7 protein-coding genes are annotated in these 26196 nt (G+C 69.0%); 4 read left to right on the forward strand and 3 right to left on the reverse strand.

Annotation, left to right across the window (positions count from 1 at the left end; all coding sequences use genetic code 11):
- The first annotated feature begins 297 nt into the window (after positions 1-297).
- Together M1L58_RS08675 and M1L58_RS08680 are read left to right on the forward strand one after the other, a co-directional pair.
- Entirely contained in the window at positions 298-2868 is a 2571-nt protein-coding gene (locus M1L58_RS08675; RefSeq protein WP_248658569.1) for an AMP-binding protein, read from the forward strand.
- Complete coding sequence (locus M1L58_RS08680; RefSeq protein WP_248658570.1) at positions 2865-4757, forward strand: glycosyltransferase family 2 protein; 1893 nt, start codon at positions 2865-2867, stop codon at positions 4755-4757. The genes M1L58_RS08675 and M1L58_RS08680 overlap by 4 nt, the downstream gene beginning before the upstream one ends.
- Before the next feature lie 135 nt (positions 4758-4892).
- Here the strand turns inward: M1L58_RS08680 and M1L58_RS08685 are convergent, their stop codons facing one another.
- The 3 genes from M1L58_RS08685 to M1L58_RS08695 are packed head-to-tail and all read right to left on the reverse strand — an operon-like array spanning position 4893 to position 7563.
- Positions 4893-5747, reverse strand: coding sequence for an ABC transporter permease (locus M1L58_RS08685; protein WP_248658571.1), 855 nt, complete (start codon positions 5745-5747; stop codon positions 4893-4895).
- Positions 5744-6598 carry an ABC transporter permease gene (locus M1L58_RS08690; RefSeq protein WP_248658572.1) on the reverse strand — a complete coding sequence of 285 codons (855 nt, stop codon included), beginning with the start codon at positions 6596-6598 and terminating at the stop codon, positions 5744-5746. Before M1L58_RS08690 ends, M1L58_RS08685 begins: the two co-directional genes overlap by 4 nt.
- A complete protein-coding gene (locus M1L58_RS08695) occupies positions 6595-7563 on the reverse strand; it encodes a daunorubicin resistance protein DrrA family ABC transporter ATP-binding protein (RefSeq protein WP_006868431.1) in 969 nt (322 codons plus the stop codon). The genes M1L58_RS08690 and M1L58_RS08695 overlap by 4 nt, the downstream gene beginning before the upstream one ends.
- Before the next feature lie 303 nt (positions 7564-7866).
- On the opposite strand from M1L58_RS08695, the gene M1L58_RS08700 reads away from it, so the two are divergent.
- On the forward strand, positions 7867-25314 hold the full coding sequence (locus M1L58_RS08700; RefSeq protein ID WP_248658573.1) for a non-ribosomal peptide synthetase: 17448 nt from the start codon (positions 7867-7869) through the stop codon (positions 25312-25314).
- A complete protein-coding gene (locus tag M1L58_RS08705; protein WP_248658574.1) occupies positions 25314-26177 on the forward strand; it encodes a glycosyltransferase family 2 protein in 864 nt (287 codons plus the stop codon). Before M1L58_RS08700 ends, M1L58_RS08705 begins: the two co-directional genes overlap by 1 nt.
- Positions 26178-26196 lie beyond the last annotated feature (19 nt).

Raw genomic sequence — 26196 nt, forward strand, 5'->3', positions numbered from 1 at the left:
GGCCCGGTCATCGGCGGCTACCAGACGGCCAGATGGAACACGACCAGAGACCCGGCGGCACCCGCGCCGACCACGACAATGCGCATCAGCCGACACCGGCGCCGACGGCGCGGGAACAGGCGGAACCGCTTCGTGGACGGGGACGCATTCGGAGCACCGGTACTTCTTACAGCAGGTCGGCCTACCAGCGCTGAGGAGGAGCGGTCGTCAGTGTCGGCGATCACTGGTCAGATGTCGGAGACCCTGACGACGCCCGGAGTGGCGTATTAGGTAGCCTAACCTAACTATGCATACCCTATGTCCGGTAGTCGCTTCGTGACCACGATCGATCCGGCGACGATTCCGGCCACGACCGAGAGCTCCGACGAGAGCGTCGTCGCACTGTGGCGGAACATGGCGGCGCAACGTGGCGACGCGGTTGCCGTCCGGACCCCCGAGGCCTCCATCACCTACCGCGACGCGGTGAACCGCACCGATGACCGCGGGCGCGCCATCGCCGCCGCGATGACCGAGACGGGTCGACCGGTCGCCGTCGACGTCGAATCCGACATCGACTCGGTCCTCGCGATCTTCGCGGTCCTCACCTCGGGACACCCGGTCATCCTGCTCGACCCCTTCCTGCCCGACGACCGGCGAGACCACATTCTCGGACTGTCCGGGGCCCATCGGATGTCTCCGGCCGACATCGCTGCGCTGCCGTCGTCTGACGCTCCGCTCGCGGTGCCGGCGCCCGACGCCCCGGCCGTGCTGATCTTCACCTCCGGTTCCACCGGCCGGCCCAAGGGCGTGACGCTTCCTCATCGTTGGGCCCTCGGGATGGCCCTCGACGGCGCGACCTTCATGCGCTTCGAGTACGACGACAAGGCGACGGCGCTGTTACCGCTGAGCTTCGGTGCGGGCGTCGACTGCCTGCTGATGTCTCTGCTCAACGGATCGACGCTGCTGCTCTGGGACGTCCGCCGACGTACCGCCGAGGGGCTCCGCGACTGGCTGCGGCAGGAACGGGCGACCACCGTCCACTGCACGCCGTCGCTCCTGAGGTCCTGGCTCACCGACCTGGCTCCCGGCGACGTGATCGAGAGCGTCCGTCTGGTGTCGACCTGTGGCGAACCTGTCCACTCCGGCGACGTCGAGCGCGTCCGCGCAACCATCGCACCGGACGGGGTGTTCTGCAGCTGGTCGGGGTCGTCGGAGTCGGCCAATCTCGCGTTCAACCTCATCCCGGCGGATCGGCCCGTTCCCACGGGTGTAATCCCGGTCGGCACGCCCGCTTCGAAGAAGTCCGTCCGGATCGTCGACGAGGCGGGCCACGACGTCCCGACCGGATCGACCGGTGAGGTCGTCGTCGAATCGAAGTACATCTCGTCGGGGTACTTCAAGAACCCCGAGCTGACCGCAGCCAAGTTCGAGAACCTGCCCGACGGGTGCCGTCGCTACCGGATGGGCGATCTCGGTCGCTTCGACGACGAGGGTCAACTGCATCTGCTCGGACGCCGCGACGACGCGGTGAAGATCCGCGGCTATCTCGTCGAACCCATCGAGGTCGAGGCCGCCCTGCGCGCCCTGCCGTGGACGGTCGACGCGGTGGTCACCGCCGACCGGGACGCCGCGCAGCTCACCGCGCACGTCGCCGTCGACCCGGCCAAGTGGACGCCGTCGCCGGCCGAGATACGGACCGCGCTCGCGAACACGCTGGCACCGTGGATGATTCCGCGTGACGTCGTGGTCATGACCTCGCTACCCCGCAACGAGCGCGGCAAGGTCGACCGCGCCGCACTTCCGCCTGCACCGCCACGGACACCCGAACCCGTTCGCGGACCGACAGAGGCGACGCTCATGCACATCTGGTGCGACATCCTCGGACTCGAGACCGTCGGGCGCAACGAGGATTTCGTCTCGCTGGGCGGTGACTCGCTCGCCGCTGCGAAGATGCTCGCCGAACTGCGCGATCGCTGGCTCGTCGACATCTCGACCGCGGACTTCGCCGGCACCCCGACCATCTTCGGTCTGTCCGAACTCCTCGACGCCGCTCATCGTGATCGCGCCCGTTCGGTCACCGGTGCCACGATCATCCCGCTCCGCGAGGGTACCGGCACCCCCGTGTTCGTCATGTCCGGCGCGGGGACGCCCGCGGCCGGCCTGCTGCCGTTGGCCCGTCAGATCGGCGGGGATGCACCGGTTTACGGGCTGCAGGCCCACGGACTCGAGAAGCGCGGCCGGGCCGACCGGACGATCCGGGCCGCCGCACGGCGCGCGGTGACGGACATCCGGTCGGTACAGGCCGACGGTCCGTACCGACTTGTCGGTTACTCGCTCGGCGGTTTCATCATGCTCGAGGCCGCGGCGATCCTGGACGCCCGCGGCGAACGCTGCGAGTCGGTGATCATCCTCGACTCGCGGTTCGAGCCCCAGCTGGTCGAACGCGTCGGCGGCCGGCTGACCGACGACACCGGAACCGACGGTCCCGCGGCGCTGCCCGACCGCACCGGTACCGATTCCGAGGGCCCGGCCTCGAATTCGCCATCACTGCAGATCCTGTGGACCCGCTTGGTGATGCGGCTGCTGGTCGCGACCGCCGGCTGGTGGAACCTTCCGACGACCCTGCAGTGGAACGTCTTCTGGGACCTCGGTCGTCAGCAGATCCGGCGGCACCGGCCGACGCCGTACCGGGGTGACATCACCTTGATCCGGGCTACCGAGAACCCCGACCATCCCGACACCTGGGCGCGTCTGGTGACCGGTCGCGTGCACACCGTCACGGTTGACGCCGACCATCACGCGATGATGCGTGCCCCGCACGTGACCGCGACGGCCGCCGCGGTGTCGGCCGCGCTCGATCTCACCGACAGCGAAGGAACCCCGTCATGACCGTGGTGGCCGTCATCCCGACCTTCGAACCGACGCGAGAACTCGTCGATTCGATCGAGAATGTTCTCCGACAGGTGGATTCGGTGATCATCGTCGACGACGGATCGCCGTCACTCATGGCCGACCCGCAGGGTGCTGTGCGGACAGTGCTCGACGACTGCGCCGCGGCCGGTGCGACGGTGTTCGAGTCAGGATCGAACCAGGGCATCGCACATGCCCTCAATCAGGGGGTCCGCGAGGCGCTGTCGCGAAATGCCGACGCTGTGCTCACCGTCGACCAGGACACCTCACTCGAACCGGACTACGTCCGACGGGCCGTCGATCACCTCGAGCTGGCGAAGTCGCTCGGCTTGTCGGACGTGATGGCGTCGCCGGCCTTCATCAACGACGACGTGGCCCCGTTCTGGTTTGCCGTCGAGGGGCTGACCCTCGCCTTCGAGCCATTGCAGTCGGGCCTTCTCATCACGCGCGCCCTGTTCGAGAAGATCGGTTTGTTCGACGAGTCGCTGTTCATCGACTGCGTGGAGACGGATTTCTACCTGCGCGCACGTGCGCACGGCGGTCATGCACTCATCGTGCCGGGCAACCGGATTCGTCACCGGCTGGGACGCGCCGCGACGTGGGTCCCGCCCCGTCCGCTGCGCTGGTTGCTGCGCGGGAGGGGAACGGGTGTGTCGATCGAGTTCACCGAGGATGCGCCGTTTCGGCATTACTACATCGCGCGCAACCGGTCTGTCCTCTACCGCCGCTATGCGCGGACCGAACCCCTCTGGTGCGCAGTGTCGGTCGCGAAGGACGTCATCGCGAGGGGGCGCGCGATGCTCATCGGCACCGACCGACCCGCTCGTGTCTACCTGACCTGTGCGGGTCTCCGCGCAGCGGCGGCCGGTGAGACCGGCCGCATTCCCGACCGGACGTTGGGCCGCGCTCGCGGTCTCACGGGAGACAACCGAAAGAATGAAGTGGCGAAACCGCAGGTGACCGAACGGTGTGAGGATGTCGAACGTCCTCTTCCCGAGTTGGTGTCGATCGTGATCTCGGCATTGAACTGTGTCGATGTCATCGACATCCAGCTCGAGGCCCTGGCAGCGCAGACCTACGAACGCCCCTTTGAGGTCATCATTGCGGACAACGGATCCACCGACGGATTGCGGGAACATGTCGAACAGCACCCACTGCGGGAACGCCTCCGGATGCGCTGGGTCGACGCCTCGGCGGTGGGCGGGATCTCGTACGCACGGAATGTCGGCGTCGCTGCCGCCGACGGAGAGTTCCTCGCCTTCTGCGACGGCGACGATCGCGTCTACCCGGACTGGCTCGCCGAGCTGACCGCGGTCGCGACGCGTCATTCGGCGGTGGGCGGAGGACTGGAGACCCATTCGCTCAACTCACCCGAGGTCCAGTCCTGGCGAACGATGTTGCCCGCCGACGAGCCGTACTACTTGCGGGGATTCCTCCAGGTACACCCGACCTGCAATGTCGGGGTCTGGCGGGAAGCGTACGAGCGCGTCGGCGGCTTCGACGTCGAGTACGTGAACGCTGCGGAGGATTCAGACCTGCTGATCCGTATCCAGTTGTCGGGCGGCACGATCGGTCTGGCTCCCAAGGCCCTCGTCGCCTACCGGCTCCGGGACACGCTGTCGGGGATGTGGCAGCAGTCGGTGACGTGCGGGGTGGGCACCGCGCAGTTGTACTCCGACTATCGGCACTACGGCATGCCGCGTTGGCCCTGGTACGTGACGCTGGACATGTTCCTCTACATACTGATCCGGAATCCGTTGCTGCCGACCGTGATCACCCGTGTGCCGACCGGCAGGTGGCTGTTCACGGCAGGCAACTTCCTCGGCCGGATCAAAGGCAGCATCAAGTACCGCTGCTACTACGGCTGATCGGGACCCGGAAGGGAACTGCGCACCAGCGGCGAAAGCCGAGGGCGAATGAGGTCGCAGGCGATGTCTGTCATTGCGGCGGCACGACTTCGATCGAGTTCGCATGAACCCACTGCTGTCGCGGGCGACCTCGGTCTAGCGCCCTGCTGCCCGCCGATACCCCGCGAGCGTCGGTCGCGTGAAGATCAGCAGCAGCGCGGCCGACCAGGCGATGGTGAGGAGCAGTGGCTCGGCGATCGGACCGCCGGCCGCGAAACCGCGGATGGCGTTCACCGCGCAGCTGAGCGGTTGAAACTCGACGATCGGCTGCAACCAGCCCGGATACGACTGGGCGGGAACGAAACCGGTGTTGAAGAACATCGCGAGGTTGGTGCCGATGGCCACCCATTCGACGATGTGCGACTCCCGACTGAGCAGGGCGAGGGCGGTCACCATGATCGAGAAGGAGAGCCCGAACACGAGGGTGATCCCGATGATCGCGAGATAACCGAGAACTCCTGACTCGATCCGGAAGCCGATTATGGTGCCGACCGCGAGGACGGCGCTGACCGTGACAACGACGCGGACCGCTTCGGCCAGCAAGCGTCCGACCATCGCCGACGCGCGGTGGACGGGCAGGACCCACATCTTGGTCAGCAGCCCGGAGGTGCGTTCCCGGCGGAGCCCGAGACCGCTGATCGACGCACCGGACATCGCACCGACCAGCGCCACCATCGGGACCATGCCGAAGACGCTCGACGACCCGGAGTGGGCGCTGACCGATCGGTCCAGGACCAGCCAGAACATCAGGACCATGATCGCCGGGAACAGCAGCGACTGCAGAAGCGTCACCGGATCGGTCGCCCACTTCACCAGGATTCGTTCGGCCTGGATCAACGAGCCGCGGATCAACGCGCGCGAGGTGGACTCGGCGGTCCACTTCCGGCGCGGCGGGAACCCCAGGACGTCCGGAGAATCGGTGGCGGATCGGCTCACGGGTACTCGGGTCATGGGTACAGCCGCCGGTGTGTCTGGGTGTGATGGGCGAGCGCGACGAAGACCACGGCCAGCGCGCCGAGCCAGAGCAGGGCGGGCAGGGCGGTCGACATCGTCGGGTTGCCGTCGGCGAGTTCTCGCATGGTCGCGGCGAAGTGGGAGATCGGTTGGTTCCGGGCGAAGGGCTGGGCCCACTCGGGGAATCCCGACTCCGGTACGAAACCGGTCGACAGCAGGCCGAGTATCAGTTGCGGAAGCAGGAGCAACTGTGAGGTGGCCTCCGGATTCCGGGCGATCAGACCCAGCGAATCCGCGCCGATCGCCAGCACCACCGCAACCGCGAGCGCGAAACCGACGAAGGCCAGGGTGTCGAGCAACCCGCCGTCGAACGAGAAGCCCAGCAGCGCACCGAAGACCAGTGCTGCCGTGATCGACACCACCGAACGGATCAGTGAGACGGTCATCCTCGCGGAAAGCGGTACCAGGGCTCGTACCGGCATCGACGCGAGTCGACGGTTCATCCCGCGGAGTTTGTCTAGGGTTGCGCGCTGGGCGGCGGCCATCGCGGTGAAGGCGACGGCCTGCAGCACGATGATCGGCATCAGGAACTGTGCGTAGTCGATGCCCCGGTCGGCCATCACCAGGCGGAGCGGTAGGTAGAAACCGAGCGCGAAGACCATCGGCATCACCACCGCGACCGTGAACTCGCCCTCGGCCCACGCCGATCGGACACCGCGGTCGGTCATCGTCGTCCACTGCCGGAGAAACGGCCATCTCCGCGAGACGACGGTCGGGTTGTGGTCGTCGGGCCAGTCGATCCGGGAGAAGGTGTGTGTCTCCCGGTCCGCGGGGTGCGTGGTCGTCACCGCGTCGAGTCCTCGGTGGTGCCGCTCGGCGAGCCGGTGAGGGTGAGGAACACGTCGTCGAGAGAGGGGTTGCGCAGGCCGACGTCGGTGAGCCGGATCCCGGCGTCCTTGGCGATGGCGATGACCGCACCCATCGTCTCGACCCCGTCGGTGGTGGAGAGGGTGATCGTCGTGTCGTCGCCGACCGTCGGCCTCGGGTCGACGGCGAGTCGGGTACGCAGCAGCCCGCACATCTCGTCGGACCGCGACGGATCGTCGAGGACCACCTCGCAGTAGGCGCCGCCGACCTTCTGCTTGAGCTGCTCGGCGGTGCCCTCGGCGACCACTCGGCCCTTGTCGAGCACGATGATGTTGTCGCTGAGGCGATCGGCTTCCTCGAGATACTGCGTCGTGAGCAGCGTCGTGATGCCGTCGGCCTTGAGCGCTTCGACCAGCGCCCATACCGCCTGGCGGCTGCGCGGGTCGAGTCCGGTGGTGGGTTCGTCGAGGAACACGACCTCGGGTCGGATCACCAGTCCGCAGGCGATATCGAGGCGTCGTCGCATGCCGCCGGAGTACGAGAACACCGGTCGCTTGCCGAACTCGGCGAGATCGAACTGCTCGAGCAGGTGGTCGGCACGCTCGCGCGCGGCACCCCGTCGAAGGCCCTGCATCCGGCCGAAGAAGATGAGGTTGTCCCGACCGCCCAGCGTCTCGTCGAGCGCTGCGTACTGGCCGGTCATCGAGATGGCCTCGCGGACCCCGCCGGGATGCCGGGCGACGTCGTGGCCGGCGACCGTGGCCGAGCCCGAGTCGGGGGTGATCAGGGTGCAGAGGATGTCGACGAGTGTGGTCTTACCTGCACCGTTGGGTCCGAGGATGCCCAGGACGCTTCCGCGCGGCACCTCGAAGGAGATTCCGCGAACCGCGTGGACATCACCGAAGGATTTGGTGATGGCGTCTACCCGCACGGCAGGTTCGGTCATCACAACTCCTGATCGTCGGGCGTCGTCCCTCGGCGGCGCCGGCGAATCTCGTCGGCAGCATGAGGCCGTGTTAAGGTTAGCCTGTGCTAAATCCCGACGGGCAACCCGCCTACTCTCGTGGGCCGCATGCCGTGAACTCGGGAGGTTCACCACCGGCGGTCCTCATGTGACGCCGACGAACCACGGCCGTCGAGCCGTCCCACCCAGGCGATTCTAAACGCCTGACCACCCCAATCCAGCCCGGTCACCTCGCGGTACCGGGTCTTCTTCGGCATGCCCTGACCCACCCGGAAGCGACGAGAAGTGACCACCAACGATGTCCACGAGCGGCACGACGCCGCATCGACGAGCATGTCGGCCGTCGGTGAACGCCTGGTCCCGTTGTCGGCTGCGCAGCGCAGCATGTGGTTCGCCCAGCAGCTCGTCCCGCAGACCCCGTTCTCGATCGCGCAGTACATCGAGGTGCTCGGCGATCTCGACACCGAACTGCTGACCGACGTCGGCCGGCAGGTGGCCCGCGAATTCGGCACCGCGATGGTCCGGCTCGTCCCCGCCGACGACCCGACCGAGGCCCCGCTGCAGTACCTCGACGAGGAACTGCGCGATGAGATGTTGCACCTCGACTTCCGGGACCACGACGATCCCGAGGCCGCCGCCCGGGTGTGGATGGACGAGGAGTTCCGCCGCCCGCTCGACCTCTTCGCCGACCGCCTCATGGAATCGGCGACGCTGCGCATCGATGACCGCCGGTACTTCTGGTACAACCGCGTGCACCACATGCTGCTCGACGGCTACGGCGCCTCGGCCTTCGCCGAACGTGCGGCCGCCGTGTACACCGCACGCGCACAGGGTCTTCCCGTCCCACCCCCGAAGTCCGGCTCTCTCGAGGACTTCCTTGCCGACGACGAGGCCTACCGGTCGTCGACCCGTTTCGGACGCGATCGCGACCACTGGGCGCAGCGCCTGCACGACCTGCCCGACCCGGTCCGCCTCGCCGATCCCGTCATCGGTGGGGGAGCCGACTCCCGCACGGTGGGAGGCGAACTCGACCCCTGCCTGATCGCGAACGTGGAGCGCTACTGCGCCGACAACTCGGTCACCGTGGCAGCACTGGCGAGCGCGGCGCTCGCTGTGTACGTCGCACGGATGGCCGGTACCGACGACGTCGTACTCAGCCTGCCGGTGTCGGCCCGGACCAATGCGATGCTCCGGCGTTCGGGCGGCATGGTGTCCAACGTCGTGCCCATCCGCAGCGGCATCACCCCCGACATGGGGATCGGTGACCTCATCGCCGGCATCACCACCGAACTGAGCGGGGCCCTGCGCCATCAGCGGTATCGCTTCGAGGACATGCGTCGCGACCTGGCCGCGCGGTCGGCCGCCGGTTCCTCGGTGGGTCGCGGCTTCTTCGGTCCGGCCGTCAACGTGATGATGTTCCGCAGCGAGATGATCCTCGGCGATTGCATCGGCTACAGCCACATTCTCAGCACGGGCCCCACCGAGGATCTCGCCGTCACCGTCTACACCGGCACCGGATCCGGCGACCTCCGCATCGACCTCGAGGCCAACGCCGCCGCGTATCCCGAACCCGAACTCGTCGCCCATCGCCGCCGCTATCTTCGCGTCCTCGCGGACATGGTCGCGACCGGACCAGACACCCGGGTAGCCGACCTCGACATCCTCGACGAGGACGAACGGGCACTTCTGGTGCCGGCGCGTGGGCCCGTCGCGTCGGAGCCCATGCTCTTCGCCGACCTCGTGACCCGCACGGCTGCAACATATCCGCACGCCGACGCGGTCGTCGACGGGGCACGTACGTTGCGCTACGACGAGCTCGTCCTCCGGGCGCACCGGCTCGCGCGGTTCCTCATCGACCGCGGCGTGGGACCGGGCGTCACGGTAGCGCTGCTGCTGCCGCGTGGAAGATACTCCGTCACAACGCAACTCGCGGTTCTTCTCGCAGGTGGCGCCTACGTGCCGATCGACCCGGCGCTCCCCGACGACCGGTTGAGCTACCTCCTCGACGACAGCGCCGTCGATCTCGGCATCGTGGGCCCCGGTGGTCGCGCCCGGCTCGACGGCCTGAACAGTCGGCGCGAGTGGATCGGCTTCGACGACGACCTGGTCGTCGCCGCCTACCGGGACGCCTCTGCGCAGCCGATCACCGATGCGGACCGTCTCCGCCCGTTGCACGTCGACGACCCGGCCTACGTCATCTACACCTCCGGCTCGACAGGCGTCCCGAAGGGCGTCGTCGTCAGCCATCGCGGATTGGCCTCCCTCGCCGACGAGCAGATTCGCCACTACGGCGTCGGATTGGGTTCGCGCACCATTCAGTTCGCATCACCGAGCTTCGACGCTGCGGTGCTGGAAACCCTGCTGGCCCTCGCGTCGGGTGCCACCATGGTGATCGTCCCGCGGCACATCTACGGCGGCGGGGAACTGGCCGCGCTACTTCGCGAACAGCGCGTCACCCATGCCTTCCTCACTCCCGCCGCGCTGGCCACCCTGCCCGCCGACGCGCACGGTCCCGGCGGACTCGAGGATCTGCGCACCGTCATCGTCGGTGGCGAGGCCTGCTCGCCCGATCTCGTGGCGCGCTGGGGGACCGGTCGTCGGCGCATGTTCAACGCGTACGGGCCCACCGAGGCCACGGTCATGTCGACCCTCGCCGGCCCTCTCGATCCCACCGAGCCGGTCACGATCGGCGGGCCCATCACCGGGACGACCGCGATCGTCCTCGACCGCCGTTTGCAGCCGGTACCGGCCGGCGCGTCGGGCGAGCTCTACATCGGCGGTGCGGGCGTCGCGCTCGGCTACCACCGGCGACAAGCCCTCACCGCGTCCCGGTTCGTGGCCGATCCGTGGGGTCCCGCGGGTGCACGGATGTACCGGACCGGCGACCTGGTCCGCTGGCGCCTGGCCGGCGAAGGCGAGAATGCCGCATACCGGCTCGACTATCTCGGTCGCGCCGACCGACAGGTGAAGATCCGCGGATTCCGCATCGAACTCGGCGAGATCGATGCCGCGATCGGAGCCGTTCCCGGCGTCGACCTCGCGGTCACCGAACCGCAGACGATGCAGGCCCCCGACGGAAGCCACGCCGACGGAAGCCACGCTGTCGGAAGCCACGCTGCCGGAAACACATACCTCGTCGGTTACTACACGGGAACCGCCGACACCGGGGCCATTCGCGAGCAGTTGCGGGCGGTCCTCCCCGGACACATGGTGCCGACCGCGTTCCTGCGTCTCGACCGGATACCCACCACCACTTCGGGAAAGCTCGACCGTGCGGCCCTGCCGGTACCCACGATGCAGGCGGCGCCCTACGCCGAGCCGCGTACCGACACCGAACGTGCCGTCGCCGACGCCTTCGCCGAGTGCACCGCCGCCACGCAGGTGGGCCGGGACGACGACTTCTTCGCCCTCGGCGGCGACTCCCTGTCCGCCACCCGGATGGTGTCTACGCTGTCGGGTCAACTCGACGCCGACATACCGGTTCGTTGGGTCTTCGAGTCACCGACGGTCGCCGACCTCGCCGCGCGGCTCGCGGACCCGGCAACCCGTCGAATTCCCGAACTCCGCGCCGGACGCAGTGTCTCGGGCGGCGCGGTGCCACTGTCGCCCGCCCAGCGCCGCATGTGGGCCATCAACCAGCTCGACACGGCCTCACCGGTTTTCAACATCCCGCTGGCTCTCCGCCTGCGCGGGGCCCTCGATCGGCAGGCACTGCACGACGCAATCCTCGACGTCGTCGAGCGCCACGAAACCCTGCGCACCGTCTACCCCAACGGTCCACGCGGTCCGGTCCAGCAGGTCGAGCCCGCCGCCGCAGTCGACCTGCGCACCCTGACCGAGCCGGAGGTCACCGACGATCTCGAAGCCAGGCTGGCCGAGCTGGCGACCACCGGTTTCGATGTCGCACAGCAAGTGCCGGTGATGATCCGGCTGCTCGCCGTCGGCACGGACGACCACGTCCTCGTGGCCGTCGTGCACCACATCGCCGCCGACGGCTCGTCGACCGCACCGCTGGCCCGGGACCTCGTCGTCGCCTATCAGGCGCGCCGGGGCGGGACCGCACCCGAGTGGATGCCGCTGCCGGTGACCTATCGGGACTACACGCTGTGGCATCTCGACGTGATGGGCGAGGAGGCCGACCCGTCGTCGGTCGCCGCCGTCCAACTCGACTACTGGCAACGGCATCTGAGCGGTCTACCCGATCTCCTCGCGCTGCCGACGGACCGCCCGCGACCGGCGCACCCCCGGATGCGCGGCGGTGAACTACACGCCGAGATCGACGCCGAGCTGGTCGACCGGATGCGCACGGTCGCACGGAACACCGGGACGACGCCGTTCATGGTCGCCCACAGCGTCCTCGCGATCCTGCTGTCGCGGCTCAGCGGAACCGACGACATCGCCGTCGGCACCCCGGTCGCCGGCCGCCACCACCGGGATCTGGTCGACCTGGTCGGCATGTTCGTCGGCACCGTCGTGCTGCGGACCCACTTGGACGCGAATTCGACCTTCGCCGAACTGCTCTCGCAGGTGCGGACGGTCGACCTCGACGCCTTCGAGCACGCCGACGTGCCGTTCGACCGCCTCGTCGACGCGGTCCGGCCACGACGTTCCGCGGCCCATCACCCGCTCTTCCAGGTCGGATTCTCCTACCAGAACATCGCGCCGGCACAGCTCACTCTCGACGGAGTCGACGCCGAGATCCTCGAAATGTCGCTGGGAGTGGCGAAGTCCGATCTGCACCTGACCGTCGTGGAGCAGGGCGGATCGGGTCACGGCGGCGAAGCGCAACGCCGGACGACGATGCGCGTGCAGTGGGACTACGACCGGGACCTGTTCGACCACAACACCGTCGAACGTTGGCACCGGCTGTGGGTCGAGCTCCTGGCCGCTGCCCTCGATGCCGCGGACACCCCGGTCGGCGACCTCGCCGCAGACTCGGTCTCCGACATGCTGACCGGGCCGGTGAGCGGGCGCGACGACGCCACCCTGACCGGGCTCCTGGCCGGCGGTGTCGCGCGAAACCCGCAGGCCGTCGCCCTCCACGACGACGCCACCGGGTCGTCGCAGACCTATGCGGAACTGTCGGCACGCGTGAACTCACTGGCCCGCACCCTGATCGACGCCGGGGTCGGTCCCGAGGTACGGGTGGCGGTCGCGATCTCACGGTCGGCGACCCTCGTCGAATCCGTCCTGGCAGTCCTGGCCGCGGGCGGCGCCTACGTCCCCGTCGACCCGGACGCGCCGGCTCGTCGGACCCGCTTGGTTGTCGACTCCTGCAGGCCGGCGGTGGTGCTGACCGCAGGGTCGCCGACAGTCCCGATCCCGGAGTACGCCGACGTCATCGACGTGACGGCTGTTCCGCCGGCCGCCACCTCGCCGGTCACCGGCGGTGAACGGATCGCGCCGCTGCGACCGGTGAACACGGCCTACGTCATCTACACCTCCGGCTCGACGGGCACGCCCAAGGGCGTCGCGGTCTCGCACCGGGCGATCGCGGCCCAATTGCGATGGAAATCCGCGGAATTCCCCCTCGGCCCCGACGACACCACCGTCCTCAAGACGGCCCTCACCTTCGACCTGTCGGTGTGGGAACTCTTCTGGCCTCTCGTCAACGGTGCCCGTCTGGTCATCGCGACCGCGCACGGTCACCGCGATCCCCGCTACATCGCCGATCTCATCGGCCGCACCGCGGTCACCGCGGCGCACTTCGTGCCATCCCTGCTCGACGCGCACCTCGACGCGGTCGCCGACATGGCCGGAACCCCGCATCCCGTGGGCCGGCTGCTGTGCATCGGCGAGGCATTGGCACCGTCGACGGCCGAGCGTGCCGCCGATGTGCTCGGCGCGCGTGTTTTCAATCTCTACGGACCCACCGAGGCAGCGGTCGGCATCACCCACCACGAGTGGACGCCCACGCCCGTGTCTTCCTCGACCACACCGTCGTCGACGGTGGCCATCGGTGTGCCAGTAGATGATTCAGGCGCGGTCGTCCTCGACACCCGCCTGCATCAGGTGCCCCTGGGCGTCGTCGGCGAGCTGTACCTGCGCGGTGTCCAGTTGGCGACTGCCTACGAGCGACGTCCCGACCTGACCGCGGACCGCTTCGTCGCCGACCCGGCAGGTACCGGCGAGCGGATGTACCGGACCGGTGACCTCGCGCGCATCCGTCCCGACGGCGTGCTCGAGTTCCACGGCCGCAACGACTTCCAGGTCAAGATCCGCGGCCTGCGCATCGAACTGGGGGAGATCGAGTCGGCGCTCGCCGCCGATCCACGGATCGCCGCCGCCGCGGTGGCCGCCCATCACGGCGACACCCTCACCGCCTACCTCGTTCCCGCACCGGGTAACCCGGACGTGCTCGATCCGGCCGCGGTTCTCGCCGACCTGCGCAACCGGCTCCCCGCCTACATGGCCCCGGTCTCCGCGATCGTCCTCGACAAACTGCCGCGCGGAATCCACGGCAAGGTCGACCGCAATGCGCTGCCCGAACCGCCGCGCGCCGAGCGCGAGCACGTCGCGCCGCGGACCGCCACCGAGCGAATCCTCGTCGGCATTCTCGACGACCTGCTCCCCGCCGACGCGAACCGGGTGATCGGTGTGACCGACGATTACTTCGACCTCGGTGGCAATTCGCTGATGGCGGCGAGACTCTCGGGTCGAATCGCCGACGTCCTCGGCGTCGACCTCCCAGTTCGTGCCGTCTTCGAGTCACCCGTGATCGCCGACCTTGCGCAGGCCGTCGACGCGACCGCAACTTCCGACCGACCCCGGCTCATCGCTCGGCCGCGTCCCACGATCCTGCCGGTGTCGCGGGCCCAGCGTCGGATGTGGCTGCTCGACCAGATCACGCCCGGGACCGCGCTCTACAACCTGCCGTTCGCCGTTCAGGTCGACGGACCACTCGACGCCCACGCGCTCCGGACCGCCGTGACCGGAGTGCTCGACCGGCATGAGGTCCTCCGCACGATCTACCCCGCCGACGCCGGGATACCCCGTCAGCACGTCCTGCCCACCGAGGAGGCCCTCCAGACCGCGGAGATCGATCTCAGCGGGGTGAACGCCGAGGTGATCAGTCGCGTCGAGGATCACATCGCCGAGGTCGCCAACCGCGGCTTCGACCTGGCCGGCCGAATCCCGTTCCGGGTCGCGGTGTTCCACACTGCACCCGCGTCGTACGTCATCGTGATCGTCGTCCACCACATCGCCGCCGACGGATGGTCGATGGGTCCGCTCGTCGCCGACCTGCTCGACAACTATCTCGCCGCGGCCGCCGGGACCACGCCGACCCGCGAACCGTTGCAGGCTCAGTACGCGGACTACACGATGTGGCAGTCGACGCTTCTCGGCGACACCGGGGAGCGGGGCGCCCATCCGAGCATCACCCGCCAGCGTGACCACTGGCGGCGGGCGCTCACGGATCTGCCCGGACCTCTTCCGCTGCCCGGCGACCGCAATCGGCCCGCGCAACCGACTCATCACGGCAGCACCGTCGAGTTCGGCATCGGCCCTGCTCTGGTCGAGGAACTCGCGGCGATCGCACAGACCCGGCGCGCCACGGTGTTCCATCTCGTCCACGCTGCGCTCGCGGTCCTCCTCGCGCGGTTGTCAGGTACGTCGGACATCGTTGTGGGTACGCCCGTGTCGGGACGCGGTAGCGAAGTGCTCGACGACCTGGTTGGCATGTTCGTCGAAACCGTGGTGCTCCGCACCCGGATCGACGAGGACGGCACCGTCGAGGACCTGATCGACGCGGTTCGGGCGGGTGACGTTGCTGCACTGACCAACTCGGAGATACCGTTCGACGAGCTCGCGGACGAGTACGAGCCCGACCGCGGCGGTGCGCACCACCCGGTCTTCCAGGTGATGCTCGCCTTCGGCGACCCGGTCCCCGGACCGATCGTCGGCGGCGAACTCACCGCGACCCCGCTGTCGATCGACGTGCCGGTGGCCCGCTTCGACCTCCACCTGACCGTTGACATGCCGCAGGTCATCGACGGTCTGGACGAGCCGGTGCGAGCCCGCTGGACCTATGCCACCGACCTGTTCGACCGCGACACCGTCGCCGGGTTCGCCGACGACCTGCTACGCATCCTGGAACAGCTCGTCGGGCAACCACACTCGCGCGTGCACGAGCTGACGCTCCTCGACGCTCCGCAGCTGGACCGGACGGTCCGGCAGTGGGGAAGTGGCGGTCCGTCGCCCGTCGTACCCGCTGTACGCACGCTTCCCGATGCACTGGCCGGTGACGCCGCCGGACAGGTCGTCGACGCCGAGCAGAGGATCGCGGCCGCCGACTTCGCGCGACGCGTGGCTCGCTCCGCTCGCGCGCTGATCGACGCCGGGGTGGGGCCGGAGCGGACGGTCGCGGTCGCCGTACCGCGGTCGGTCGACATGCTGGTCGCGATCCATGCCGTTGTTGCCGCCGGCGGAGCCTACGTACCGATCGATCTCGCGGCTCCCGCCCCGCGTATCGCCGCGATGCTCGAGACCGCCGATCCTGTCCGGATCTTCTCCGCTCCGGACGACGCGCTCCGAATCCCGGCTGCGTTCGCCGATCGTCTCCTCGATCCGACCGACCTGCAACTCGACCGCTGTGACACCCCGATTACCGACGCGGACCGGGTCAGCCCGCTCCGACCCGGACATCCCGCCTACGTCCTGTTCACCTCTGGCTCGACGGGCGTGCCGAAAGCGGTCAGCGTCACCCACGAGGCCATCGTCAACCGACTCGCGTGGATGCAGCGGCAGTACCCGATCGACGGCCGTGACGTCGTCCTGCAGAAGACGCCGATCACCTTCGACGTCTCGGTGTGGGAACTGTTCTGGCCCTTGGTCACCGGCGCCGACCTCGTCCTCGCCGAACCCGACGCCCACCGTGACCCCGCAGCACTGGTCGAGGTGATCGGCGAGCACGGGGTGACGGTGATCCACTTCGTGCCGACGATGCTCGACGCCTTCCTGGCCACCATTCCTGCTGATGCCGATCTCACCTCGCTCCGTATGATCTTCACCAGCGGTGAGGCGCTGTCGGTTCCGACGGCGCAAGCAGTCCGCGCGCGGACGGCCGCCGCGTTGCACAATCTGTACGGGCCGACCGAGGCTGCCGTTGACGTGACGGCCGTCGAGGTCTCCGCCACCATCGACGGCACCCCGATCTCGATCGGCCGCCCGATGGCCGGGAACACCGTTCACGTGCTCGATCACCGGCTGCGCCCCGTTCCCGGCGGCGTGACCGGCGAGCTGTACCTGGGTGGTGTGCAACTGGCCCGGGGTTACCACGCCCGACCGGACCTCACCGCAACCCGATTCGTCGCCTCGCCGTGGGGGAACGGTGAACGCCTGTACCGCACCGGCGATCTGGTGCGCTGGCGTCGTACGGCCGACGCCTCCGCACCCGTCCTGGATTACCTCGGACGGAGCGACTTCCAGGTCAAGGTCCGTGGCCAGCGCGTCGAACTCGGTGAGATCGAGGCCGTCGCGTCGTCGCATCCGGAGGTGCGGTCCGCCGTCGTCGTGATCCACGACGACCCTCGCGTCGGCACTCAGCTCGTCGCGCACGTCGTGCTGGGTAGCAGTGCTTCGATCACCGCTGCCGAGCTTCGCGCCCACCTCACCGCGCACCTGCCCGATCACATGGTGCCGACCCACATCCTGCTCTCCGACGCCCTGCCGACGACGACGAGCGGCAAGGTCGACCGCCGCGCCCTGCCGGCACCCGAGACACCGGTCGCCACCGTCGGTGGTGACACCGAAGTCCGGACACCGACCGAAGGTGTTGTGCTGACGCTCATCCGGGACGTCCTCGGCGATCACGTCGGCGTCGACGACGACTTCTTCGCCGCCGGTGGCAACTCCCTGGTCGCGACTCGGCTGGTCGCCGGTATTGCCGAGAAGCTCGGCGTCCGGGTTCCGGTACGTGCGGTGTTCGACGGCCGAACCGCGGCCGCCCTCGCCGCCACCGCCGACGCCACCCGGAGCAGCGAGGCGCCGGTCACCGAGATCGCGCGTCCCGAGGTGCTCCCGCTGGCACCTGCACAGCTGCAGATGTGGCTGCACAATCGGATCGATCCGGCGTCGTCGGAGTACCTCATCGTCGCGCCGATCCGGCTCCCGCTGAGACTCGATCGTGAGGCGTTGCGGGCTGCGGCCGGTGACGTGATCGAACGCCACGAGATCCTGCGGACCGTCTACCCCGAGGGCGCCACTGGCCCGCGCCAGGTCATTCTCGCGCCCGGCGAGTACGACCTCGATCCGGTGGTCGTCGTTCTCGAATCGCCCGTGGTCGAAGGACTCTCGTCGGAAGAGGACGCGGTCCGTGCGGCCCTGTCGGCGACCATCGACCTCTCCGAGGATCTGCCCCTGAAGATCGTCGTCCGGGAACTGGAACACGAGACGGTCGTCGTGCTCGCCGTCCACCACGTCGCGGCCGACGGCTGGTCGCTACGCGTCCTCGCCCGTGACCTCGAACAGGCCTTCACCGCGCGCCTGGCCGGTGGCGCCCCCGCGTGGAGCCCGCTGCCCATCCAATACGCCGACCATGTCGTCCGCCGGGCCGCGCGGCTCGGCATCGTTGAGGACCCGTCCTCGGAGCTGGCCGCCCATCTCTCCTACTGGAAATCGGCGCTCGAGGGGGCCCCGTCGCTGTCGGCGCCCGAGGCCGACGCCGACGGCGGCGCACCCGAGGTCCACCACGTGACGCTCGGACCCGGCGCGGCCGATCGAATCCGCACCCTCGCGGATCGCACCGGCAGCACCGTCTTCGGCGTCCTGCACGCAGCACTCGCCCTCACTTTGAGCCGATCCGGGCAGGGGCGGGACATCGTCATCGGAACCCCGACCTCCGGACGGTCCGAGGCGGCCGTCGCAGATCTGGTCGGCATGTTCGTCACGATGGTGCCGCTACGACTGGACGTCGATCCGCACGCCGGCTTCGACGCGCTGGTCACACGTTCGCGTGACGTCGTGGTCGATGCGATCGATCACGGCGAACTCGATGTCGAGGAGATCATCGATCATCTGAGTCTGTCGCGCAGCGGATCCCGCCATCCGCTGATCCAGGCGACCCTGACCGTCGACGGCGACCATCCTGCTGCCGCGCGCGACGGCGGCGCCACCGGGGCCCGGGCGGTACGCCTCGACATCCCGGTTGCCCGCTTCGACCTGGAGTTCACCGCGACACCGACCGCCGACGGGGGCCTCGACCTCGCGCTGATCCATCGGCCCGACGTCTACCGGAACTCGACCGCCGCAGGCATCCTCGCCCGACTCGGCCGAGCGATCGGTGCCGCCACAGCGACCCCGGCGACACCCCTGCGTGCCCTGGACCTGCTCGACGATCACGAGCGGGCCACGCTGGCCGCCGGGTCGGGGTCCGACGCCCCCACGCCGGCATTCTTCGCCGACGCGATCAGCCACCCGGATCACCGCCTGGTCGGATACGACGACTGCCGTGAGTGGCGGGCATTCGACGCCGACGAGGTCGGAAGACGTGTCCACCGATTGGCGCGTGCCCTCATCGCTCGTGGCGCCGGTCCGGAAACAGTTGCGGCCCTCGCCCTCCCGCGATCCGTCTGGTCGGTCGTCGCGACACGCGCCGTCGCCGCCGCTGGAGCCGCCTTCGTTCCCGTCGACCCGTCCTATCCCGCCGATCGGATCGCATTCATGCTCCGCGATTCCGGCGCGTCGATCATCGTCACCACCACCGGATTCGGCGAGCAGGTGGTCGGGCAGGACGTCGACCTCCTGGTTATCGACGACGCGGACACCGACGCCGAACTCACAGCTCTCCCGTCCGGTCCGATCGCCGACGACGAACTGCGTGCACCGCGCCACCTCGATCAGCTGGCCTACCTGATCTTCACGTCGGGCTCCACCGGACGACCCAAGGCCGTCGCGATCACGCACCGCGGCGTCGCGTCGTTCGTCACCGAACAGCGCCGCTACGGCGTGGACCGCGACAGCCGCGTCCTGCACTTCGCGTCACCGAGCTTCGACGCCGCCGTGCTCGAACTGCTGATGGCGACCGACGCGGGCGCCACGACCATCGTCGCGCCCACCGACATCTACGGAGCCGACGACCTCGCCGACCTGCTCCGCCGCGAACGCATCACCCACGCCTTCCTCACCCCAGGCGTACTCGACACCATCGAACCCGAGGATCTCCCGCACCTGCGGACGGTCATCGTCGGCGGTGACGCCTGCTCGCCGACGATCGCGCAGCGCTGGATCGCCTCCGGTGTGCGGTTCTTCAACGCCTACGGTCCCACCGAGTCGACCATCATGGGCACACTCGCCGGGCCGATGACCGAGTCCGACACCGAACCGATGTCCATCGGGCGCGGCATCATCGGCACACGCGTCGCGGTCCTCGACACCGCGCTGGCGCCCTGTACACCCGGTGTGAGCGGCGAACTCTACCTGGCCGGAACGGGATTGGCTCGCGGGTATCACGGTCGTGCGGCCCTGACCGCGGCGACTTTCGTCGCCGACCCCGACGGCCCGCCCGGATCGCGTCGTTACCGCACCGGCGACCTGGTGCAGGTCCGCGCCGACGCCGAATCCGGCGGTCCGGCACTGGTTCACCGTGGACGTATCGACCACCAGCTCAAGATCCGCGGTCATCGCATCGAGACCGGCGAGATCGAGGCGCTGCTGCGCACACATCCACAGGTCCGGGCGGCGGTCGTCACCGCACAGGCCGGCCCGGACGGAAATGCCGCCCTCGTCGCCCACGTCGTCCCGTCAATCGACGCCGTCGATCCGCACGTCCTGCTCGACCACCTACGAGAAACTCTGCCCGGCCACGCGATCCCGGCCGCGATCGTCGAGATCGACGCCATCCCGCTGACACCGGCGGGCAAGGTAGACCTGCGCGCGCTGCCGGCGGCGACATTCGCCGTCCTCACCGCCCACGTCGCCCCCGCCACCGCCCACGAGGTGCTGGTGACCGAGGTGTTCGCCGAGCTCCTCGGCCGCGAGCGGGTGGGCGCCACCGACAACTTCTTCGATGCCGGTGGCAACTCGCTCATCGGCGCGCAGGCCGTTGCGCGCATCCGCGCTCGTTCGGGGCGGGAAGTGTCGGTCCGCGATCTGTTCGACGCACCGACCGCCCAGGCGCTCGCCACTCGACTCGATTCGTCGACGCTGCGCGTCGGTCCGGTCCTCGGGGAAATAGCACGGCCCGGACAGATCCCGCTGTCGCCCGCGCAGCAGCGCATGTGGTTTCTCAGCCGGTTCGATCCCGGCGCACTCACCGAGAACATCCCGATCGTGTTGCGCCTGACCGGGCAACTCGACCTCGCCGCCTTCAGAGCGGCGTTACACGGACTACTGGTCCGGCATGAGGTCTTCCGGACGATCTACCCCGACAGCGCAGACGGCCCGCATCAGGTCGTCTTGGCCGCCGACTCGACGCCGACCGTTCTCGAGACGATCACGGCCCGTCGTGACGGCCTGGACAACGCCATCCGTGGCATCACCCGGACGACCTTCGACGTCACGGCACAACCGCCCATCCGGGCCGTACTGCTGCGAGTCGACGACGTGGGACCCGACGAGCACGTCTTCGTGCTGGTCACCCACCACATCTGCGCCGACGGCCTGACGATGGTGACGCTGGCCGGTGAGCTGGCGAGTGACTACGCCGGGGCGAGTCCGGCGATCAGCGCGCCGTCGGTGCAGTACGTCGACTACGCACTCTGGCAACGGGCCGTCCTCGACGAGGGGATCGCGGATGCCCAGCTGCGCGGGTGGCAGGAGCGACTGCGCGGGGCGCCGCCGGTCGTCGACCTGCCGCTCGACCGGCCCCGGCCGTCACACCCGAGCGGTCGTGGGGCGCGGATCGATTTCGCGGTCGACGCAGACCTGCACCTGCGGATCGTCGAGGCGGCCAACCGGCTCGGCGCCACGCCGTTCATGGTTGCGCACGCCGCGCTGGCCGTGCTCCTCGGCCGACTCGGCGACAACCGCGACGTCGTCATCGGCACCCCGATCGCGGGCCGCGGCGAACAACACCTCGATCGGGTCGCCGGCATGTTCGTGAACATGCTCGCACTGCGGACGGTCATCGACAGTTCCGCGACCGTGGAAGACGCGATCGCTGCGTCGAAAGAAGCTTCGCTACACGCATTCTCGAACGCGCTGGTGCCGTTCGACCGGATCGTGGAAGAACTCGACCTGCCGCGGTCGCCGTCCCATCACCCGGTCTTCCAGACGGCGCTGTCGTTCCAGAACATCGGATCGATGGATCTGTCCCTGCCCGGCCTCGCGGTCGAGATCATCGACGACGACGTCGAGGTCGCCGAGTTCGACCTGCACCTCACGCTGGCCGACATGTTCGACAACGACGGACAACCCGACGGATTGACCGGCCAGTTGGTCTACGCCACCGACCTTTTCGACGCCCTGACCGCGGGCGAGTTCGTCGACCGCTACCAGCGCATCCTCACCGCGTTCGTCGACACCCCGGACCGGGCGGTGGGGGACCTGGCAGTGCTGTCGGAAGAGGAGCAACGCTCCCTCACGATGACCGCACCTCGACCCGATGCGGACGCGGCGGTGGAGCAGAGCGCAGGTCTCGCGGCGGCGTTCCACGCCCAGGCGGCCCGCACCCCCGACGCCGATGCGGTGGTCGTCGGAGACCGCGTGCTGTCGTATCGCGGGTTCGCCCAGCAGGTCACGACGCTCGCACGCATCCTCGCCGATCGCGGCGCCGGACCCGACGACCGTGTGGCGATCACCGCGCCCCGCGGCCTGCTGCAGCTGCTCGCGATGTACGCGGTGGCCACCGTCGGCGCCGCCTACGTGCCGGTGGATCTCTCAGCGTCGGAACGCGCCTCGATGATCCTCGACGTCGCCGACCCGGTCCTCGTACTCGGTGCCGGTCCGGATGCTCCCGACGCGCGCCCCTACTGTGATCTCGAACTGCTGGACGTCGGCTCGCTGAACCTCACCGCCGGGCCAGGTGCGTGCGAGTTCCTAGCGCCCCATCCCGAGACCACGGCCTACGTGCTGTTCACCTCCGGATCCACCGGAATCCCCAAGGGCGTGAGCATGTCCCACGCGGCCGTCGGCGAACAGCTGCGCTGGATGCAACACCGGTATCCGATGGGTCCGGGGGACTCGGTACTGATCAAGACCTCCGCGGGCTTCGACCTGTCGGTGTGGGAGTACTGGTGGGCCCTCGGTCCCGGGGCACGCGTCGTCCTCGCCGAACCGGGTGCCGAACGCGACGGCGCCGAACTGCTCCACATCCTCGACCGCCACCGCATCACCGTCCTGCCGACCGTGCCGTCGGCCCTGGGCATGGTCCTCGACGCCGGCGACCCACCGGCCACGCTGACCACCGCACTGTGCATCGGTGAGGAACTCCCCGCCGAGCTCGTGAACAGAATGCGGTCCGCGGCACCGAATACCGTGGTGCACAACCTGTACGGCCCCACCGAGGCGGCGGTCAGCGTCACCGGACATGAGGTGACGGCGCTGCCGACCGGCCGCGTCCCGATCGGCTCCCCACAGCCGACCGTGTCCATCCGCATCCTGGATTCACGGCTCCAACCGGTCCCCGTCGGAGTCGCCGGTGAGCTCTACCTGGGCGGTATCCAACTGGCTCGCGGCTATCACGCCGACCCGGCGCGGACCTCGGCGGCGTTCGTCGCCGACCCATACGGCATCGACGGATCCGGCGCACGGATGTATCGCACCGGAGACCTGGTGCGGCGCAGCCGGGATGGCTCGCTCGACTACCTGGGCCGCACGGATCACCAGCTCAAGGTGCGAGGCTTCCGAATCGAGCCCGGCGAGGTCGAGGCGGCGCTCCGGCGATGCACCGGCGTGGTGGATGCGGTGGTCGTGGCTCGTGCCGGTGCCGATGGGCAGGATCGGGTCGTCGGATTCGTGACGGGCGACGACGCGCAGGCCGAGGTCGTCCGGCGCGAGGCCGCTCAGCTGCTGCCGTCCTATCTGCGTCCCGAAGTGCATGTCCTCGACACGCTTCCCACCAACGGCAACGGCAAGATCGACCGGGCACGTCTACCTCGACCGCGGATCGCCGAGCGTGCCTACGAGGCGCCGCAGACCGAGCTGCAACAGCGCGTGGCCACGGTGATCGCCGAGGTCACCGGCGCGGCACGGATCGGCCTGGGCGACAACTTCTTCGACGCCGGCGGCAACTCGCTGTCGGCGACGCGGGCGGCGGCGCTCCTCGAGGCCGAGCTCGGCCGCCGGATCCCGGTGCGGATGCTGTTCGACGCGGTCGACGTCGCCGACCTCGCCGCGCAGATCGACGCACTGCCCGCACTCGACCCGTCCGGAGTCGATGTGCCGGAACTGGTCCGAGGCCACGACGACGACCCGGCGCCGCTCGCGCCGTCGCAGCGTCGGATCTGGGAGGCCGTGAACAGCGGTGCCGGAGCCGACTGGAATGTGCCGGTCGCCGTGCGTTTCTCCGGAGACCTCGACACCGAGTCTCTGGTCGCGGTCTTGCACGCGGCCCTGGTCGACGTCGTCGACTGCCACGAGTCGCTCCGCACCCGACATGTCCAGGCGGAGAACGGCCCCGAACTCGTCGTGTTGCCGACCGGTGGCGTCGCTGACCTCATCGGTCGCGGACTCGAACCGCGGGACGTCGCAGCCGGCGATCTCGAACGCGTGCTCACCGACCTGGCCTGGGCGGAGATCGATGTGGTGAACGGTCCGCCGCTGCGGCTGCAGTTGCTGCGTCTCGACCCGCGAACCCACGTGTTGGTGCTCGTCACGCACCACCTCAGCGTCGACGGCCAGTCGATGGGCCCGCTGACCCGCGACCTCGTCACCGCGTTCGTCGCCCGGAGTTCCGACACGGAGACCGCATCGGTACTGCCCGAACCGGGCGTCCGGTTCCGCGACTATGCGCGCTGGCGGACCGAGATCCTCGACGCCGATCGGGAGCGTCAGTTCGCCTACTGGACGAAGCGGCTGACCGCCGGCACGCGGGGACCCGGTACCGGCCCCGCTCTCCGCACCGACCGTCCGCGTCCGGAGCGCTGGGAATCAGCCGGTGCGACGGTCGTATTCGGGCTCGATGCCGAGGTGCACACGGCGCTGGACCGATACGCGCGGGACCAATCGTCGAGCATGTTCGCCGTGCTCCAGGCTGCGTTCGCGGTGATCCTGGCCGACCTGGCCGGCGACCCCGATGTGCGCGTCGGCACGGCCAACGCCAACCGGTCGCATGTCTCGCTCGACGGAGTCATCGGCAACTTCGCCGAGGACCTGCCGATGCGACTCGACGCCGCGGACTCTCGTGCCTTCGCCGACCTGACCCGCTACGTCCACCAGCAGCTTCTCGAGGGCCTCGCCCACCCGGACATCTCGACTCCCGAACTGGCGACAGCCCTCGGTCTCGAGCGGGACCCGGCCGGATCGTCGGGACACCCGCTTTTCCCCGCGACTCTGATCCTGCAGCAGGCCGGGGCGGATGACGCCGGGATGAACGAGATCGACCTCGGCGGCGTGCGGATCAGTAGGGAGCCGATTGCGATCACCGTGGCCAAGCACGAGTTGGAGTTCACTGTGCTCGAAGTCCGCGACGCCGATGGTCCCGCCGGACTCACCGGAACGCTGCTGCACCCGGTGGCACTGTTCGACACCGCGACTGCGGAATGCGTCGTCGACCGGATGCGAGCGATCCTCGAGACCGTGGCGGCCGACCCGGACCGAGCACTCACCGTTGCCGAGCTGCGGGAGGTGCCGTGATGACGGCATCGGTGGTCATCGCCTACCACCGCGGTCTGCCGGATCTCGACGTTCAGCTCGAAGCCTTGGCGGCACAGGACTTCACCGGCGACTTCGAGGTCATCGTCAGCGACAACGAGGGTAGCGCAGAGGTGCGTGAGCACTTGGACACTCACCCGCTGCGGGAGCATCTGGACCTTCGCTGGGTGGATTCCTCGGACGTAGCCGGTACCTCGCATGCGCGTAACGTCGGAACCCGCAGCGCGCGAGGAGACTTCATCGCCTACTGCGACCAGGACGATGCCGTGCATCCGACGTGGTTGCGCGCGATGGTGACCGCGGGCCGGGACGCCGACCTGATCGGCGGGCCCCTCGAACGGGACACCCTCAACGACCCGGTCGTCGCCGCCTGGCGAGCCCTCCCGGACCCGGAGGAACCGGTGGTCCTGGGCCGCCACCTGCCGATGAGCTTCGGCTGCAATCTCGGTGTACGGCGAGAGGTGTTCGATGCCGTCGGCGGGTGGGACGAGGACTACCCGACGGCCGGCAGCGATGTCGAGTTCTGCTGGCGTGTGCAGACCGCCGGGTACACCTTCGGTTATGCGCCCGAGGCGATGGTTGCGTACCGTTACCGCACCGGCCTGCGCGAGTCCTGGAACCAGGTCATCGACTACGGCAGCGAAGAGGCGCGGGTCGCGAAGCAGTACGGTGCCCCCGGCCGTGAGTGGTGGTGGTTCCCGATCCACGCAGGCGTCGTCCTCGCCACCTGCCCGGTGTGGCCCTGGGGATGGTCCCGTCGTCGACGTGGCGCGTGGATCTGGGTGACCGGAAACCTCGTCGGTCGGATCAAGGGGAGTCTCAAGTATCGGGTGGTCTATCTGTAGGTGCCGTCCCGCCGTGATC

Source organism: Gordonia sp. C13 (genome assembly GCF_023218005.1).
Classification (GTDB): Bacteria; Actinomycetota; Actinomycetes; order Mycobacteriales; family Mycobacteriaceae; genus Gordonia; species Gordonia namibiensis.

Excerpts from the sequence above, each read along its gene's own strand:
- M1L58_RS08675 (WP_248658569.1), top strand. The coding sequence starts at position 298 with ATGTCCGGTAGTCGCTTCGTGACCACGATCGATCCGGCGACGATTCCG.
- M1L58_RS08685 (WP_248658571.1), bottom strand. The coding sequence starts at position 5,747 with ATGACCCGAGTACCCGTGAGCCGATCCGCCACCGATTCTCCGGACGTC.
- M1L58_RS08695 (WP_006868431.1), bottom strand. The coding sequence starts at position 7,563 with ATGACCGAACCTGCCGTGCGGGTAGACGCCATCACCAAATCCTTCGGT.
- M1L58_RS08705 (WP_248658574.1), top strand. The coding sequence starts at position 25,314 with ATGACGGCATCGGTGGTCATCGCCTACCACCGCGGTCTGCCGGATCTC.
- M1L58_RS08680 (WP_248658570.1), top strand. The coding sequence starts at position 2,865 with ATGACCGTGGTGGCCGTCATCCCGACCTTCGAACCGACGCGAGAACTC.